The sequence below is a fragment of the Cellulomonas sp. H30R-01 genome (assembly GCF_010119915.1).
GTDB lineage: Bacteria > Actinomycetota > Actinomycetes > Actinomycetales > Cellulomonadaceae > Cellulomonas > Cellulomonas algicola.
The window spans coordinates 1,065,119-1,080,410 of the sequence record NZ_CP048210.1; the positions used below are offsets into that span (position 1 = coordinate 1,065,119).

The following is a 15,292-nucleotide window of genomic DNA, read 5'->3' on the forward strand; positions in this document are numbered from 1 at the left end:
CATGCTCGTCGCCGCGGCCCTGGTGCCCGACACCGCCCTGCTGGTCCCGGGGGTCTCCGGCCGTCACGACGCCCTCCCGGCGCTGCGCGACGCGGCGCTCACGGCCGTCGCGCACGCGGTCGCGGAGGCCGCCTCGGTGGTGGTCGTCGCCCCCGCACCACGGGCGGCGGAGCCCGTCGGGACGCTGCGGGGGTCGCTCGCGGCCGTCGGCGTCCCCGACGCGCTGCTCGACTGGCCGGTCCCCGAGACCGTCGTCGGTGCGTCCGGGACGGCCGTCGTCCCTGCGGTCGCCTCGGCCGTCGCGCTGCACCTGCTCGCGCGTGCCGGCTGGGACGGGCCGCTGCGCGTCGTCGAGGTCGAGCGTGCCGCCGCCGCCGCCGGGCCCGCCGCGGCGCTGGCTGCACGCGGTGCCGAGCTCGTGGCCGACGCCGAGGGACCGCTCGCGCTGGTCGTCGTGGGGTCGGGCAGCGGTCGCCACGGGCCTGACGCCCCGCTGGCCGACGACGAGCGCGCCCCCGCGCTCGACGCGTCGCTCGCCGCCGACCTCGGGTCGGGCGACACCGGGGCGCGCACGCGGCTCGGGTCCCTCGACGCCGGCCTCGCCTCGGCCCTCGCGGTGTCCGGCTGGGCGCCCTGGCAGGTGCTCCTCGGCGCCGTCGGGCCGCGACCGGTCGACGCGACCCTGCTCGCCGAGGACGTGTCGCTCGGCGCGCACCACGCGGTCGCGCTGTGGCAGGTGCCGTCCGACAGGCCCGTCGCCGGCGCACCGGTCGGGACGTCCGCCGTCGACGGCACCACGACGCACCCGGGGGCGTCCGCGTGAGCCTCGTCGTCGCGGTGGTCGGCCCCACCGCCACGGGCAAGTCCGACCTCGGCATCGCGCTCGCGCTCGCGCTCGGCGGTGAGGTCGTGAACACCGACGCGATGCAGCTCTACCGCGGCATGGACATCGGCACGGCGAAGGTGCCCGTCGACGAGCGCCGCGGCGTGCGGCACCACCTGCTCGACGTGCTCGAGCCGTCGCAGGACGCGACCGTCGCCGACTACCAGCAGCGGGCCCGTGCGACGTTGGCCGACCTCGACGCGCGCGCTGCCCGCGCGGTCGCGGTCGGCGGGTCCGGGCTCTACGTGCGGGCGCTGCTGGACCACATGGAGTTCCCGGGGACCGACCCGGACCTGCGCGCCCGCCTCGAGGAGCGCGTCGAGCACGAGGGGTCGCGCGCGCTGCACGCCGAGCTCGCGGCCGCCGACCCGGTCGCGGCCGACGGGATCGGGCCGCGCAACGCCCGCCGCGTCGTGCGCGCGCTCGAGGTCATCGCGCTCACCGGACGTCCCTACTCGGCGTCGCTCCCGCAGCACGTCTACGAGGTGCCGGCCGTGCAGATCGGGCTCGACTGCGACCGCCCGACGCTGGACGCCCGGGTCGAGGGCCGCGTGGACCGCATGTGGGCCGTGGGTCTCGTGGCCGAGGTCGAGACGCTGCTCGCGCGCGGGCTCGGCCGGACGGCGTCCCGCGCGGTCGGCTACGCGGAGGTCGCCGCGATGCTCCGCGGCGAGCTCACGGAGCAGGAGGCGCGCGCCGCGACGACCGCCGGGACGCGACGCCTCGCCCGCAAGCAGATGGGCTGGTTCGGCCGCGACCCGCGCGTGCACTGGCTCGACGCGCAGGACCCGGACCTCGTCGACCGCGCGCTGGACCTCGTCGCGCGCGCCGACGCCGGGACGCTCGGGCCGGCCACCGACGACCCCGCGCCCCGCCGTAGTCTGGGGTCATGACGACCGTCCCCGTGTCCGCCGACGCGCCCGCCGACCTGACCCTCGCGGTCGGGCTGCCGGTGACCAAGGGCCACGGCACGCAGAACGACTTCGTGCTCGTCGACGACCGCGACGGTCTGCTCGACCTCGCCGCACCGCTCGTGCGCGAGCTCGCCGACCGCCGTGCGGGCCTCGGTGGCGACGGCGTCATCCGCCTGGTCGCGAGCCGCCTCGTCCCCGAGGGGGCTGCGGTGCTCGCCGAGGACCCCTCCGCGACGTGGTTCATGGACTACCGCAACGCGGACGGCTCGGTCGCCGAGATGTGCGGCAACGGCGTGCGCGTCTTCGCGGCGTTCGCGCAGCGCCTCGGCCTGTGGGACGCGGAGGGCGAGCTCGTGCTCGGCACCCGCGCGGGCGTCCGCCGGGTGCGCCGCGTGCCGGTCCCGGCGGGTCTCGACGACGACGTCTGGTACGCGGTCGACATGGGTCGCTGGTCCGTCCCCGGCGGCGACGAGGCCGTGCAGGCAGGCTTCGACGCGCAGGTGCACGTCGCTGGCCTCGACGACGTCCGGCCCGCGCTGTCGCTCGACGTCGGCAACCCGCACACGGTCCTCGCGCTCGCGGGCCCCGACGAGCTCGCCGCCGCGGACCTGACGCGCGCGCCCGAGGTCCGGCCCGTCCCGCCGTACGGCACCAACGTCGAGCTCGTCGTGCCGCTCACCGAGGACCGCGCCGCCGACGGCACCCTCGTCGGGCACGTCGCGATGCGCGTGCACGAGCGCGGGGTCGGCGAGACCCGGTCGTGCGGGACCGGTGCGTGCGCGGCCGCGATGGCGGTCCGGACGTGGGCCGGGGCGGGGGCACCCGACGTGTGGCTCGTCGACGTCCCCGGCGGCACGGTGCGCGTGACCGCGCTGCCGGACGGGCACGTCGAGCTCGCGGGTCCTGCCGTCCTGGTGGCGACCGCGACGGTCGACCTCGCCGCCGTCACGGGGGCCACGGGTCGATGACCGAGGCCGCGCGGACCGCCCACGCCGCGGGGGCCGGGCCGACGGCGGTCGCCGTCCCGGCGGTGCGCGGTCGCCGCCCGGGGCCGGTGCCGGACGTCGCGCTGACCTCCGACGACCTGGGCGCACCCCTCGGTGCGCGCGCGACCGTCGTGCAGTTCTCCAGCACGTTCTGCGTGCCGTGCCGCCGGACCCGCCAGGTCGTGGAGCACGCGCTGCGCACCGAGGACGGCGTCACGCACGTCGACCTCGACGTCGCCGACCACCTGGACCTCGGCGAGCGGCTCGCGATCCTGTCGACGCCCACCGTCCTGGTCCTCGACGCGACCGGACGCGTCCGTCGACGGGCGACCGGCGTGCCGTCGCTCGCGCAGCTGCGCGCCGCCATCGCGGAGGCGTCGGCGGTGGCGTCTCCCGAGGCCGCCCGGTCCTGACGGGCGAGACGTCCAGGGCGCCGAGGCGCCTCGCCGACGCCGGAGCGCGGGCGCCCGCCTCAGGCGTCCCGCACGACGAGGACCCGGAACCCCTTCGCGCTCGCGGACCGCTCGACCACGACGCCACCGCCGAGGGTCGCGGCGAGCCAGCGCTGCAACGAGTCGGCGCCGAGGTTCTTCCCGACGACGAGGTGCGCGTCGCCGCCCGGCGCACGTCGCGGCAGCCAGCGCAGCAGGAGCTCGTGCAGCGCCTCCTTGCCGACGCGGATCGGCGGGTTGGACCGGATCGTCGCGAACCGCACGTCGTCGGGGACCTCGTCGGGCAGGGCCGCGACGACGTTGCCGAGGCCGAGCGCCGCGGCGTTGCGCCGGACCAGGTCGAGCGCGCGCTCGTTCACGTCGACGGCCCACACGCGCGCGTCCGGGGACTCGAGCGCGAGCGCCAGCGCGACGGGCCCCCAGCCGCACCCGAGGTCGAGCAGGTCGCCGGTCGACGGCGGCGGGGGAGCGGTCCGCAGCAGGACCTGCGTGCCGTGGTCGACGTGGTCGGGGGAGAAGACGCCGCCCGCCGTCTGCACCTGCACCGGTCGCCCGGCCAGCTCGACGGTCAGCGTGCGCAGCTCCACCGGGGACGCGGGCTGCGCGGTGAAGTAGTGCTCCTGGCCGCTCACGGGCCGACCCTACCCGCGCACGCTCGGCCCGCAGCGAAATGGATCGCACCCCGGGGGAGCGCGTGCGACCCTGGAAGAGCAGCCGACGAAGCCGACCCGAGAGGCACCGCGTGAACGACCCGCAGCACACCACCCACGAGACCGAGGCCTACGAGCCTCGTAGCGTGCAGGACGTCGCCGACGACGTCGTCGCGCGTGTGCTCGCCCGGGCCGGCACCGCGCTGCAGGACGGCGGCACCGTCCACTCCACCTACGACGGGGACCAGCTCGACCTCGAGGAGCGCACGTCGCTCCGCCGGGTCGCGGGCCTGTCGACCGAGCTCGAGGACGTCACCGAGGTCGAGTACCGGCAGCTCCGTCTGGAGAAGGTCGTGCTCGTCGGCGTGTGGGGCACCGGCACCGCGGAGGACGCCGAGGTCTCGCTGCGCGAGCTCGCGGCGCTCGCCGAGACGGCCGGCTCCGAGGTCCTCGACGGCGTCATCCAGCGCCGCCGCACGCCCGACCCGGGCACGTACCTCGGCTCGGGCAAGGCCGCCGAGCTCGCGCTGCTCGTCGCGTCCGTCGGCGCCGACACGGTCGTGGTCGACGGCGAGCTCGCCCCCTCGCAGCGCCGCGCGCTCGAGGACATCGTGCGGGTCAAGGTCGTCGACCGGACCGCGCTGATCCTCGACATCTTCGCCCAGCACGCCAAGTCGCGGGAGGGCAAGGCGCAGGTCGAGCTCGCGCAGCTCGAGTACCTGCTCCCGCGCCTGCGCGGGTGGGGCGAGTCGATGTCCCGGCAGGCCGGTGGCCAGGTCGGCGGCGCCGGCGCGGGCATGGGCTCGCGCGGTCCCGGTGAGACGAAGATCGAGCTCGACCGGCGCCGGATCCGCAACCGCATGGCCAAGCTGCGCCGCGAGATCGCGGCGATGGAACCCGCACGTCTGACCAAGCGTGCGTCGCGTCGCAAGAACGCGATCCCGTCGGTCGCGATCGCCGGGTACACGAACGCCGGCAAGTCGTCGCTGCTCAACCGGCTGACGAACGCCGGGGTGCTCGTCGAGAACGCGCTGTTCGCCACGCTGGACCCGACGGTCCGCCGCGCCGAGACGACCGACGGGCGCGTCTACACGCTCGCCGACACGGTCGGGTTCGTGCGGGCGCTCCCGCACCAGCTCGTCGAGGCGTTCCGGTCGACGCTCGAGGAGGTCGCCGACGCCGACCTCATCCTGCACGTCGTCGACGCGTCCCACCCCGACCCGGAGGGGCAGATCGCGGCCGTGCGGCACGTGTTCGCCGACATCCCGGGGGCGATGGACGTGCCGGAGATCATCGTGCTCAACAAGGCGGACCGGGCGTCCGACGAGGCGATCACGCGGCTCCGGTCGCGCGAGGTGCACTCGGTCGTCGTGTCCGCCCACACGGGCGAGGGCATCGAGGAGCTGCAGGCGCTCATCGCCGACCAGCTCCCGCGGCCCGGCGTGGCCGTCGACGTCGTCGTCCCGTACGACCGCGGCGACCTGGTCAGCCGGGTGCACGAGCACGGTGACATCGACCACGAGGAGCACACGGCGCAGGGCACCGCGCTGCGTGCGCGGGTCGACCAGCAGCTCGCGGCCGAGCTCACGGCGGCGGCGGTCCGGACCGCCTGACCGACGGCGTGGGTGACCGCGACTACGCTGTCGCGGTGCCCGATGCGGAACCGACGGTCGACGACCTCCTGGACCTCGCCGTCGGCGCCCTCGGCGGCGCCCGCCGCGACGGTCAGCACGCGATGGCGCAGGCCGTCTCGCGGTCGCTCGAGACCGGCGAGCACCTGCTCGTCCAGGCGGGGACGGGCACCGGGAAGTCGCTCGGCTACCTGGTCCCGGCGGTCCGGCACGCGGTCCTCGCGGACGAGCACGTCGTCGTCTCGACCGCGACGCTCGCGCTGCAGCGGCAGGTCGTCACGCGCGACCTGCCGCTCGTCGCGGACGCGCTCGCGCCTCGGCTGCCCCGCCGGCCGCACATCGCGCTCCTCAAGGGCTGGCACAACTACCTGTGCGTGCACAAGGTCGCCGGCGGGTACCCCGACGACGAGCCCGGCACGCTGTTCGACCTCGGGGACCACGCGGGCGCCGCGGACCACCCCGCACCTGCCGGGGCGGGACGTCGCGACGGCAGCGAGTCGCTCGGCGAGCAGATCCTCCGGCTGCGCGAGTGGGCCGAGGAGACCGACACGGGCGACCGGGACGACCTCGTCCCCGGCGTGACCGACCGCGCGTGGCGCCAGGTGTCGGTGACGTCGCTCGAGTGCCTCGGCACCCGCTGCCCGATGATCGAGGAGTGCTTCCCCGAGCGCGCGCGGGCGTCGGCGCGCGAGGCGGACGTGGTCGTGACGAACCACGCGATGCTCGGCATCGCCGCCTCGGGCTCGCCGGGCGTGCTGCCCGAGCACGACGTGCTGATCGTCGACGAGGCGCACGAGCTCACGGACCGCGTCACCGCGCAGGCGACGTCCGACCTGTCGTTCGCGACCGTGGACCACGCCGCGCGCCTCGCGCGGCGGCACGGGGGAGTGCCGACGACGGACCTGGACGCGGCGGCGCAGGCGCTCGCCGCGGTGCTCGTCGAGCTGCCCGAGGGGCGGTTCCCCGACGGGCTGCCCGACGCCGCACGCGACGCCGTCGCCGCGGTCCGGGACGCGTCGCGCACGCTGCTGAGCGCCCTCAAGCCCGACTCCACCGCGGGGCGTCCTGCCGCGCCGGACGGCGGGCTGAAGATGGCCGCGTCCGCGATGCTCGCGCTGTTCGAGGTCGCCGACCGCATGGCCGCCGACCCGGAGGACAACCGCCACACGGTGCTGTGGTGCGCGCGGGGCGAGGACCGGCGCGGTGGCGTCCTCACGCGCCTGCACGCCGCGCCGCTCGCGGTGAACGGGCTCATCCGCACGAACCTGCTGGGCGGGCGGACCGGGGTGCTCACGTCGGCGACGCTCTCGCTCGGCGGCTCGTTCGACCCGGTCGCCCGGTCCGTGGGTCTCGAGGTCCGACCCGACGCCGAACCCGTCGGCCCGTCGCGCCTGCCGGGCACGCAGGACGACGCCGACGCGCTCGACGTCGCGACCGGCACGGACGCGGCCGACGACCCCGGGCCCCTCACCTGGCACGGCCTCGACGTGGGCAGCCCGTTCGACTACGCCCGGCAGGGGATCCTCTACGTCGCACGTCGGCTGCCCCCGCCCGGGCGCGAACCCGCGACGGATGCGCAGCTCGACGAGATCGAGGCGCTCGTCCGCGCCGCCGGGGGACGCACGCTCGGGCTCTTCTCGTCGCGCCGCGCCGCCACGGCGGCCGCGCTCGCGATGCGGGAACGGCTCGACGTGCCGGTGCTGCTGCAGGGCGACGACCAGCTCCCGACGCTCGTCGCGCGGTTCGCCGCCGACGAGCCGACGTGCCTGTTCGGCACGCTGTCGCTGTGGCAGGGCGTCGACGTGCCCGGGCCCGCGTGCCGGCTCGTCCTCATCGACCGCATCCCGTTCCCGCGCCCGGACGACCCGGTGCGCTCGGCCCGGACCGAGGCGGTCGCCGCCGCGGGCGGCAACGGCTTCATGTCCGTGTCCGCGACGCACGCCGCGCTGCTGCTCGCGCAGGGCGCGGGACGCCTGGTCCGCACGACAGAGGACCGCGGTGTCGTGGCCGTCCTGGACCCGCGGCTCGTCACCGCGCGCTACGGCGAGTTCCTCGCCCGGTCGCTGCCGGGCTTCTGGCGGACCACCGAGCGCGACGTCGCCGTGTCCGCCCTGCGCCGCCTCACCGGGGACGACTAGCCTCAGAGCTGCGCCGACGTGCGGCGCCGGTGCTCGTGGCCGGCGCCGACGCGCACCCCGACCGACCCGGACCCGGGCGGTCGCACGACGACGCGGGAGACCCCCATGACCGAGACCCCTGACCTCGACGACGCCGTGACGCCGCACGTCCCGCGCCGCCGGACGTCCAAGCTCGCGATCGTGGGGGCCGGCGCCGTCGGGTCGACGATGGCCTACGCCGCCCTGATGCGCGGTGCCGCCCGCACGGTCGCGCTCTACGACATCAACAAGGCCAAGGTGCAGGCCGAGGCGCTCGACCTGGGGCACGGCATCCAGTTCATGCCGATGGCCCAGGTCGTCGGGTCGGACGACATCGCGGTGTGCGCCGACGCCGACATCGTGATGTTCACCGCGGGTGCGAAGCAGAAGCCCGGCCAGACGCGCCTCGACCTCGCCGAGGCCACGATCTCGCTCGTCCGGAAGGTCCTCCCGGCTGTCGTCGAGGTCGCGCCCGACGCGACGTACGTGATGGTCACCAACCCGGTCGACGTCGTGACGTACGCCGCGCTGCGCATCTCGGGGCTCCCGCCGTCGCGGCTGTTCGGCTCCGGGACGGTCCTCGACTCGTCGCGGCTGCGGTACCTCATCGCGCGCGAGACGGGCGTCGCGGTGCAGAACGTCCACGCGTACGTCGCGGGCGAGCACGGTGACAGCGAGCTGCCGCTCTGGAGCTCCGCGAGCATCGGCGCGGTGCCGCTGCTCGAGTGGAACGGCCTCGGCGGGCGCGGCGGCGCGCTGACCTCCGAGGTGCGCGAGCGGATCGCGCGCGAGGTCGTGGACTCCGCCTACCAGATCATCGAGGGCAAGGGCGCCACCAACTACGCGGTCGCGCTCGCGGGGTCGCGCATCATCGAGGCGGTCCTCAACGACGAGTCCCGCATCCTGCCCGTGTCGTCCCTGCTCGACGACTACTACGGGATCTCCGACGTCTGCCTCTCCGTGCCCGCCGTCGTCGGTGCCAAGGGCGTCGAGGACCGGCTCGCGGTGCCGATGTCGGCGGACGAGCTCGCCGGCCTGCGCCGCTCCGCCGAGGCGGTCAAGGACGTCGCGCGCCAGTTCGGGTTCTGACCCGCGACCACCTCGCGGCCGCCGCTGCGCCCGTCGTGCGACGGCGGCCACGGGGTGGTGGCGCGGGTCGTCGGGCTCAGTGCGACCGGAGGGCGTCGATGAGCTGCGACTTGCGCATGCGCGACCGCCCCTCGATGCCCACGTCCGCCGCCTTCCTGCGCAGGTCGTCGACGGTCCAGTCGCCGTAGTCGCCCGAGCGGCCGCCCTTGCGGCCGACGGCCGACCGTGACGATCCGGCGGCGGCGTTGGCGATGCGCGCCGACTTCGCCTTGCTGTTCCCCTCGTCGCGCAGCCGCTCGTAGAGCTTCGCGTCCTTCACGCTGGGGCCGGGGTCTCGCATCCGTCCGGGCATCGTGGCTCCTCGGTCGGGCTCCGGGGCGTCGTCCTCACCCCGGACCAGGGTCGCGCCCACGTCGCCGAGCTGCACCCGGACGAGGACGAGGCCGGCGTCAGAGGCTGCGCAGGACGGAGACGACCCGGCCGAGGATCGTCGCCTCGTCACCGACGATCGGCGCGTAGGCGGCGTTGTGCGGCATCAGCCACACGTGACCGTCGGCGCGGCGGAGCGTCTTGACCGTCGCCTCGCCGTCGATCATGGCCGCGACGATCTCGCCGTTCTCCGCGACCGGCTGCCGGCGGACGACCACCCAGTCGCCGTCGCAGATGGCGGCGTCGATCATCGAGTCGCCCGCGACCCGGAGCAGGAACAGCTCACCGTCGCCGACGAGCTGACGCGGCAGCGGGAACACGTCCTCGACGACCTGGTCGGCCAGGATCGGGCCGCCCGCGGCGATCCGGCCGACGACCGGGACGTAGGACGGGCTGGGCACCTGCTCGTCGTCCCCGGTGACGGGTGCCGAGAACGGTGTGCGCGAGCCGTCGGGCGCCGTCCAGGTGGACACGCCGCGCGAGTCGTCGGGGTGAACGACCTCGATCGCGCGCGGTCGGTTCGGGTCGCGGCGCAGGTAGCCCTTGCGCTCGAGAGCCGTGAGCTGGTGCTTGACGCTCGACGGGCTCGTGAGGCCGACGGCCTCGCCGATCTCGCGCATGCTGGGCGGGTAGCCGCGCGACTCGACCGACGCCCGGATCGTGTCGAGCACCAGGCGCTGCCGCGCCGTGAGGCCGTCGGACCCGTCCGGCCCGTCGGGGAGCGCGTGGACGGTCGCCACCCGGTCCTGTGTGCCGGTCGTGGTGTCCCCGCTGGTGCTCACTGCAGCCCTCCTGACGTCGTCGGCCGGTCGCCGCCTGCTCGGTGCCGGACCGGGCGCACCGCTGCTGACCTGCGTCCGGGCCGGGCGGACCCGGGCGGTGTCAGTGGTCGGTGGTGCGCTTGTCCTGCGCGGCCAGCCTAGGCAGTGCGAGCAGCCAGATCAAACATCTGTTCGATCTCGTCTGGACGCGTGTCGGAGCCGGGTGGTAGACATCGTACAGACGTTCGACGAACAGACGTTCGAACATGACGGAGCGGAGAGTCGACATGAGCGCTGCGGTGCTGTCGCCGGCGGGGCCGGGAGCGGTGCGTCCGAACCTGCGGGTCGTCCGGTTGTCGGCGCCCCCCGCGTCGCGGTCCGTCGGACCGGCGGGCCGGACGTCGGTCGAGCCTCGTGCGGGGGGCGGCGGTGCCGCCGCCCCCACCGCCGCAGAGCAGGCGCCGCTGCGGTTGACGGCCCGCGGCCGTCTGGTAGTCGTCGTGCTCGGCCTGCTGCTCGCGATCGGTGTCTCGACGATCGCCGCGCGGGCGTCCGCGGACGGTCCTGTCAGCTCCGCGGTCGAGGTCACGCGTCACGTCGTCCTCGACGGGGAGACGATGTGGGGTCTCGCTCAGCAGGTCGCGGCACCGGGCGAGGACGTGCGCGACGTCGTGCTCGAGCTCGTGCGTCTCAACGACCTCCCGAACGCCGGTCTGATGGCGGGCCAGGAGATCCTCCTGCCTCGCTCCTGAGCCGCGGCGGTGCCCCTGCGGGGAAGGCGGGGGCGCCGCCGGGAGGAGCGTTGACGAGGGGGCTGTCCCTCAGTAGGTTAGGCTTACCTCATCGAACGGGCTGGGGGGCTCGTCGAGGGGTGGCCGAGGTGATGCCCGCATCGCCACGCGCCGCAGCACCGCGCCGGACCGAGGCGAGTCGGTCCGTGATCTGGGACGGCAGCGTCTCCGGGGAGGCGGCCGCGTCGAGCGGCCGCCTCCTTGCGCGCCAGCGCCTGACTCCGCGACCTCGCCCGCGACACCGGAGCGGTCGTTCGAGTGGTCAGGTCGGCGCGCCTTGCGACGCCGTGGGACGGTGTCCTAGCGTCGCCGGGACGAGGACGAGCGGGGGGCAGGGGCCTCGCTGTCCGTGACAGCGAGGAGACATCGCGGTGCACTGCCCGTTCTGCCGACACCCGGACTCCCGTGTCGTCGACTCCCGCACGTCGGACGACGGCTCGTCCATCCGCCGCCGCCGTCAGTGCCCGCAGTGCAACCGGCGGTTCACGACCGTCGAGACCGCGAGCCTCTCGGTCGTGAAGCGCTCCGGCGTCACCGAGCCGTTCAGCCGCGAGAAGATCGCCAACGGCGTCCGCAAGGCGTGCCAGGGGCGTCCCGTGAGCGAGGACGACCTCGCGCTGCTGGCGCAGCGCGTCGAGGAGACGCTGCGCGCGTCGGGTTCGGCCGAGATCGACGCGTACGAGATCGGCCTGGCGATCCTCGGGCCGCTGCGCGAGCTCGACGAGGTCGCGTACCTCAGGTTCGCGAGCGTCTACCAGGCGTTCGACTCGCTCGAGGACTTCGAGGCGGCGATCACCGTCCTCCGCGCGGACCGCGAAGGTCGCATCGAGGCGGCGGGCTCCGACTCCGTGGACGAGGTCGGTTCGGTCGCCGGCTCGACGAGCCCCGGCCCGACCGCCTGAGTCGGGGCGCGCCCTGCGTATCGGCGCGGCGGGCACGGCCGGAGCACGGCGCGACGTCACGTAGGTTCGTCCGGTGACACCTGACGACCTGCCGCTCCTGTCCGTCCCGTCCGCCCCCGCCGTGCTGCCCGACGGTTCCGCGGCCGTCGTGGCCGTCACGCACCCCGACCTCGAGACCGACGAGTACACCGGGCAGCTGTGGCTGGTCCCGCTCGTCGGCGACGCCGCGCCGCACCGGATCACCCGCGGGCACCGCGACACCGCCCCGGACGTGTCGCCCGACGGCCGCTGGGTCGCGTTCTGCCGTGCGGAGCCCCGGGGCAAGCCGCAGCTCTACGTGGTCGAGGCGACCGGCGGGGAGCCGGTGCGGCTCACGGACGCGCCGCTCGGGGTGTCGGCACCCCGGTTCTCGCCCGACGGGCGGCGGATCGCGTACCTCGCCCGCGTGCCGGAGGAGGGGCGCTACGTGGCCGGCGGCGACCCGGCCGGTGAGCCCGCGCGGCACATCACGTCGTTCCGGTACCGCGGCGACGGCGTCGGGTTCGAGCGGGACAAGCGCCAGCACGTCTTCGTCGTCCAGGTACCGACGGCGGACGGAGCGCCCGCGCAGCTGGCCCGGGTGACCGAGGTCCCGGAGTCGACGGCGCTGACCCGCGGTGACGCGGAGGTGCGCGGCGCGCGCTGGCTTCCGTCGGGCGACGCGCTGGTCGCGGTCGTCCCGCGGCACGCCGACCGGGAGGAGGACCTGCGTCGGGACGCGGTTCTCGTGCCCGCGGGGTCGTCGGCGGTCGACGTGCTCGACCTGGTGCCGGTGACCGACGCGGACCGGGGGAGCACCCTGGGTGTCGAGGCGGTGCTGCCGTCGGCCGACGGCACGTCGGTGTGGCTGCTCGCGACCGACCTCGGCGCGTCGGGCCACGACTTCGTGGCCGCGCAGGTCGGCCTGTTCCGCGCGGCGCTGCCGGTCGCGGGTCAGGAGCCCGCTGTGCCGGTGCGGCTGACGGACGCCGATGCGGTCGACCTCGACGCGGGCGTGCTCGCCGAGTCGCCCGACGGGCCGCTCGTGGCCGTCCAGCACCGGGGTGCGGTGCACCTGGCGCGGGTGACCGACGACGGTGCGCTGGTCACGCTGCTCGGGGACCGGCACGTCGTGTCGGGCGCGGCGGTCGCGTCGGGTGCGGTGCCGTTCGCCGTGGTCACCGCGGCGCACCCGACGTCGGCGGGCGACGTCCTCACGGTGCCGCTCGACGGGTCGGGTGCCGCCGCACCGCGCACCGACCTCTCGGCGCCGCTGCGGGGGGCGGGCGTTCGTGAGCCCCGGGAGGTGGAGGCGACCGCACCGGACGGCTACCCGGTCCACGGCTGGGTCGTGACGCCCGACCCGGAGCGGCACGGGCCGGGCCCGTACCCGACGATCCTCATGATCCACGGCGGACCGCACGCGCAGTACACCCACGCGGTCTTCGACGAGGTGCAGGTGCTCGCCGCGGCCGGCTGGGCGGTCGTGCTGGGCAACCCCCGCGGCTCGTCGGGGTACGGCCGCGCGCACGGCCGGGCGATCCACCGCGCGTTCGGCACGGTCGACACGGACGACGTGCTGGCGCTGCTCGACGCGGCGGCGACGCTGCCGGAGGTCGACGCGGACCGGGTGGGCGTGATGGGCGGGTCGTACGGCGGGTACCTCACGGCGTGGCTGACGACGCGCACGGACCGGTTCGCGGCGGCGGTCGTCGAGCGCGGCTTCCTCGACCCTGTGAGCTTCGTCGGCTCGAGCGACATCGGCTGGTTCTTCGGTCTGGAGTACCTGGGTGACGCGGCCGACGAGGACGGTGCGCGCGCGGTCGCGGCCCAGTCGCCGATGGCGCACGTCGGCGCGGTGCGCACGCCGACCCTGGTGATCCACTCGGAGCAGGACTGGCGGTGCCCGGTCGAGCAGGGGCAGCGGTGGTTCGTCGAGCTGCGTCGGCGGGGTGTCGAGGCGGAGCTGCTGCTGTTCCCGGGGGAGGGCCACGAGCTGACGCGGTCGGGGCGCCCGCGGCACCGCCGGCAGCGCTTCGAGCACGTGCTCGCGTGGTGGGGGCGGCACCTGCCGACCTCCTGACGGCCCGCCGGGCCGAGCCTCAGCGGTCGCTCGACCGCGGCCCCCAGAGGTTGACACCCGCATCCACCGCGTGGGCGTCGACCGCGGCGATCTCGTCGTCGTCCAGGGGAGCCGCGGTCGCCGCGGCGAGGTTGTCCTCGAGCTGCTGGACGGTGCGCGCGCCGACGAGGACCGAGGTCACGCGCGGGTCCCGCAGCACCCAGGCGAGCGCGAGCTGCGGGAGCGTGCGCCCACCGGCGCGCGCGACGCCGTCGAGCGCGCGCACGTGGTCGAGCACCTCGGGGGTCAGCCACTCGGGGCGCAGCGGCCCACCGCGCGCGGCGCGCGAGTCGGCGGGGACCCCGTCGAGGTACCGGGGCGTGAGCATGCCCTGGGCGAGCGGCGAGAACGCGACGACGGCCATCCCGGCGTCCCCGGCGACGTCGAGCAGCGACCGGCCGTCGGCGCCCGGCGTCTCGACCCACCGGTTGAGGATCGAGTAGGCGGGCTGGTGCACGGCGAGGCGGACCCCGAGCCGTGCGGCGACGTCGAGCGCCTCGCGCGTGCGGTCCGCGGAGTACGACGAGATGCCCACGTGCACGGCCTTGCCCGCGCGGACCGCGGCACCGAGCGCACCGAGCGTCTCCTCGAGCGGTGTCGTCGGGTCGTAGCGGTGGCTGTAGTACACGTCGACCGCGTCGACGCCGAGCCGGCGGAGCGACTCGTCGAGCGAGGCGCGCAGGTACTTCGCGGACCCGTGCTCGCCGTACGGGCCGGGCCACGCGCGGTACCCGGCCTTGGTGGTCACGACGAGCTCGTCGCGGTGACCGCGCAGGTCCGTCGCGAGCAACCGTCCCACGGTCTCCTCGGCGGCGAACGGCGGCGGACCGTAGTTGTTCGCGAGGTCGAGGTGCACGACGCCGCGCTCGACCGCGTGCAGCACGACCTCCCGCTGCTGCGCGTACGGTCGCGCCTCGCCGAAGTTCTGCCACAGCCCGAGCGAGACGGCCGGGAGCGAGAGACCGCCCGCGCGCCGGTGCGGGAGGGGCGGCGGTGCGGTGCTCACCGCTCGACCGTACCGCGCACGCGAGGACGACCGACGGGCCGTGAGGCCGCGCCGGCCGCCGCGCTCGTCGCACGGCGCGCCTGGGACGACGCACGGCAGGCCTGGGACGACACGGGTGCCCCAAACGGGTGGCGCGGCCGCGCGCGGTCCGGGAGGCTGGACCGACGCGCCCCCCGGGTGCGTCGACGGACCGAGTCACACCGAGGAGTAGCCGATGAGCAACGACAGCGCGAAGCCGGCAGCGGAGGCGGTGAGCGAGGACGCCAAGGCGAAGTTCCGGGAGGCGCTCGACCGCAAGAAGGCGGCGCAGCACCGGACGGCCGCGGGCTCCACGAACACCGGGCAGGTCCACGGGTCGGAGACGGCGGGTCCGGCCCAGCGCCGGTTCCAGCGCAAGTCCGGCTCGTCCTGAGCCTCACCCGCACCGCATGACGAAGGGCCCCGCCGGCGACCGGTGGGGCCCTTCGTCGTGCACGGGCCAGCAGCGGTGACCGCCGCCGTG

General features: G+C 75.7%; 15 protein-coding genes. 11 read left to right on the plus strand and 4 right to left on the minus strand.

Features of this window, described 5'->3' with window-relative positions; genetic code table 11:
* Position 1 precedes the first annotated feature (1 nt).
* The 4 genes from GXP71_RS04685 to GXP71_RS04700 are packed head-to-tail and all read left to right on the plus strand — an operon-like array spanning position 2 to position 3,196.
* On the plus strand, positions 2–823 hold the full coding sequence (locus tag GXP71_RS04685; protein ID WP_162351709.1) for a hypothetical protein: 822 nt from the start codon (positions 2–4) through the stop codon (positions 821–823).
* Entirely contained in the window at positions 820–1,776 is a 957-nt protein-coding gene (gene miaA / locus GXP71_RS04690; protein WP_162351710.1) for a tRNA (adenosine(37)-N6)-dimethylallyltransferase MiaA, read from the plus strand. The genes GXP71_RS04685 and miaA overlap by 4 nt, the downstream gene beginning before the upstream one ends.
* Positions 1,773–2,765 carry a diaminopimelate epimerase gene (gene dapF, locus GXP71_RS04695; protein WP_162351711.1) on the plus strand — a complete coding sequence of 331 codons (993 nt, stop codon included), beginning with the start codon at positions 1,773–1,775 and terminating at the stop codon, positions 2,763–2,765. The genes miaA and dapF overlap by 4 nt, the downstream gene beginning before the upstream one ends.
* Entirely contained in the window at positions 2,762–3,196 is a 435-nt protein-coding gene (locus GXP71_RS04700) for a thioredoxin family protein (RefSeq protein WP_162351712.1), read from the plus strand. Before dapF ends, GXP71_RS04700 begins: the two co-directional genes overlap by 4 nt.
* A gap of 59 nt (positions 3,197–3,255) precedes the next feature.
* On the opposite strand, the gene GXP71_RS04705 is transcribed toward GXP71_RS04700, so the two are convergent.
* Positions 3,256–3,867 (minus strand): class I SAM-dependent methyltransferase, encoded by a 612-nt coding sequence (locus GXP71_RS04705; RefSeq protein WP_162351713.1) that lies wholly within the window; start codon positions 3,865–3,867, stop codon positions 3,256–3,258.
* A gap of 110 nt (positions 3,868–3,977) precedes the next feature.
* Here GXP71_RS04705 and hflX point away from each other — a divergent pair, with 110 nt between their 5' ends.
* From hflX to GXP71_RS04720, 3 genes are all read left to right on the plus strand, one after another.
* On the plus strand, positions 3,978–5,498 hold the full coding sequence (hflX, locus tag GXP71_RS04710) for a GTPase HflX (protein WP_162351714.1): 1,521 nt from the start codon (positions 3,978–3,980) through the stop codon (positions 5,496–5,498).
* 35 nt (positions 5,499–5,533) lie between these two features.
* The gene (locus GXP71_RS04715; RefSeq protein WP_162351715.1) at positions 5,534–7,654 is read left to right on the plus strand and encodes an ATP-dependent DNA helicase; all 2,121 of its coding nucleotides are present in this window, start codon (positions 5,534–5,536) and stop codon (positions 7,652–7,654) included.
* A gap of 105 nt (positions 7,655–7,759) precedes the next feature.
* Positions 7,760–8,761 (plus strand): L-lactate dehydrogenase, encoded by a 1,002-nt coding sequence (locus GXP71_RS04720; protein ID WP_124343314.1) that lies wholly within the window; start codon positions 7,760–7,762, stop codon positions 8,759–8,761.
* Between the two features lie 76 nt (positions 8,762–8,837).
* On the opposite strand, the gene GXP71_RS04725 is transcribed toward GXP71_RS04720, so the two are convergent.
* Together GXP71_RS04725 and lexA are read right to left on the minus strand one after the other, a co-directional pair.
* The gene (locus GXP71_RS04725) at positions 8,838–9,113 is read right to left on the minus strand and encodes a Rho termination factor N-terminal domain-containing protein (RefSeq protein WP_162351716.1); all 276 of its coding nucleotides are present in this window, start codon (positions 9,111–9,113) and stop codon (positions 8,838–8,840) included.
* Positions 9,114–9,210: 97 nt separating this feature from the next.
* The gene (lexA, locus tag GXP71_RS04730; RefSeq protein ID WP_162351717.1) at positions 9,211–9,972 is read right to left on the minus strand and encodes a transcriptional repressor LexA; all 762 of its coding nucleotides are present in this window, start codon (positions 9,970–9,972) and stop codon (positions 9,211–9,213) included.
* 266 nt (positions 9,973–10,238) lie between these two features.
* Here lexA and GXP71_RS04735 point away from each other — a divergent pair, with 266 nt between their 5' ends.
* From GXP71_RS04735 to GXP71_RS04745, 3 genes are all read left to right on the plus strand, one after another.
* Entirely contained in the window at positions 10,239–10,703 is a 465-nt protein-coding gene (locus GXP71_RS04735; RefSeq protein WP_162351718.1) for a LysM peptidoglycan-binding domain-containing protein, read from the plus strand.
* A gap of 410 nt (positions 10,704–11,113) precedes the next feature.
* Positions 11,114–11,644: a transcriptional regulator NrdR gene (nrdR, locus tag GXP71_RS04740; protein WP_238402620.1), complete on the plus strand. Its 531-nt coding sequence runs from the start codon at positions 11,114–11,116 to the stop codon at positions 11,642–11,644.
* A gap of 73 nt (positions 11,645–11,717) precedes the next feature.
* Complete coding sequence (locus tag GXP71_RS04745; RefSeq protein WP_162351719.1) at positions 11,718–13,745, plus strand: S9 family peptidase; 2,028 nt, start codon at positions 11,718–11,720, stop codon at positions 13,743–13,745.
* Positions 13,746–13,764: 19 nt separating this feature from the next.
* On the opposite strand, the gene GXP71_RS04750 is transcribed toward GXP71_RS04745, so the two are convergent.
* On the minus strand, positions 13,765–14,790 hold the full coding sequence (locus tag GXP71_RS04750) for an aldo/keto reductase (RefSeq protein WP_162351720.1): 1,026 nt from the start codon (positions 14,788–14,790) through the stop codon (positions 13,765–13,767).
* Between the two features lie 214 nt (positions 14,791–15,004).
* Between GXP71_RS04750 and GXP71_RS04755 the strand changes: the two genes are divergently transcribed.
* Positions 15,005–15,202 carry a DUF5302 domain-containing protein gene (locus tag GXP71_RS04755; RefSeq protein WP_124342213.1) on the plus strand — a complete coding sequence of 66 codons (198 nt, stop codon included), beginning with the start codon at positions 15,005–15,007 and terminating at the stop codon, positions 15,200–15,202.
* Positions 15,203–15,292 lie beyond the last annotated feature (90 nt).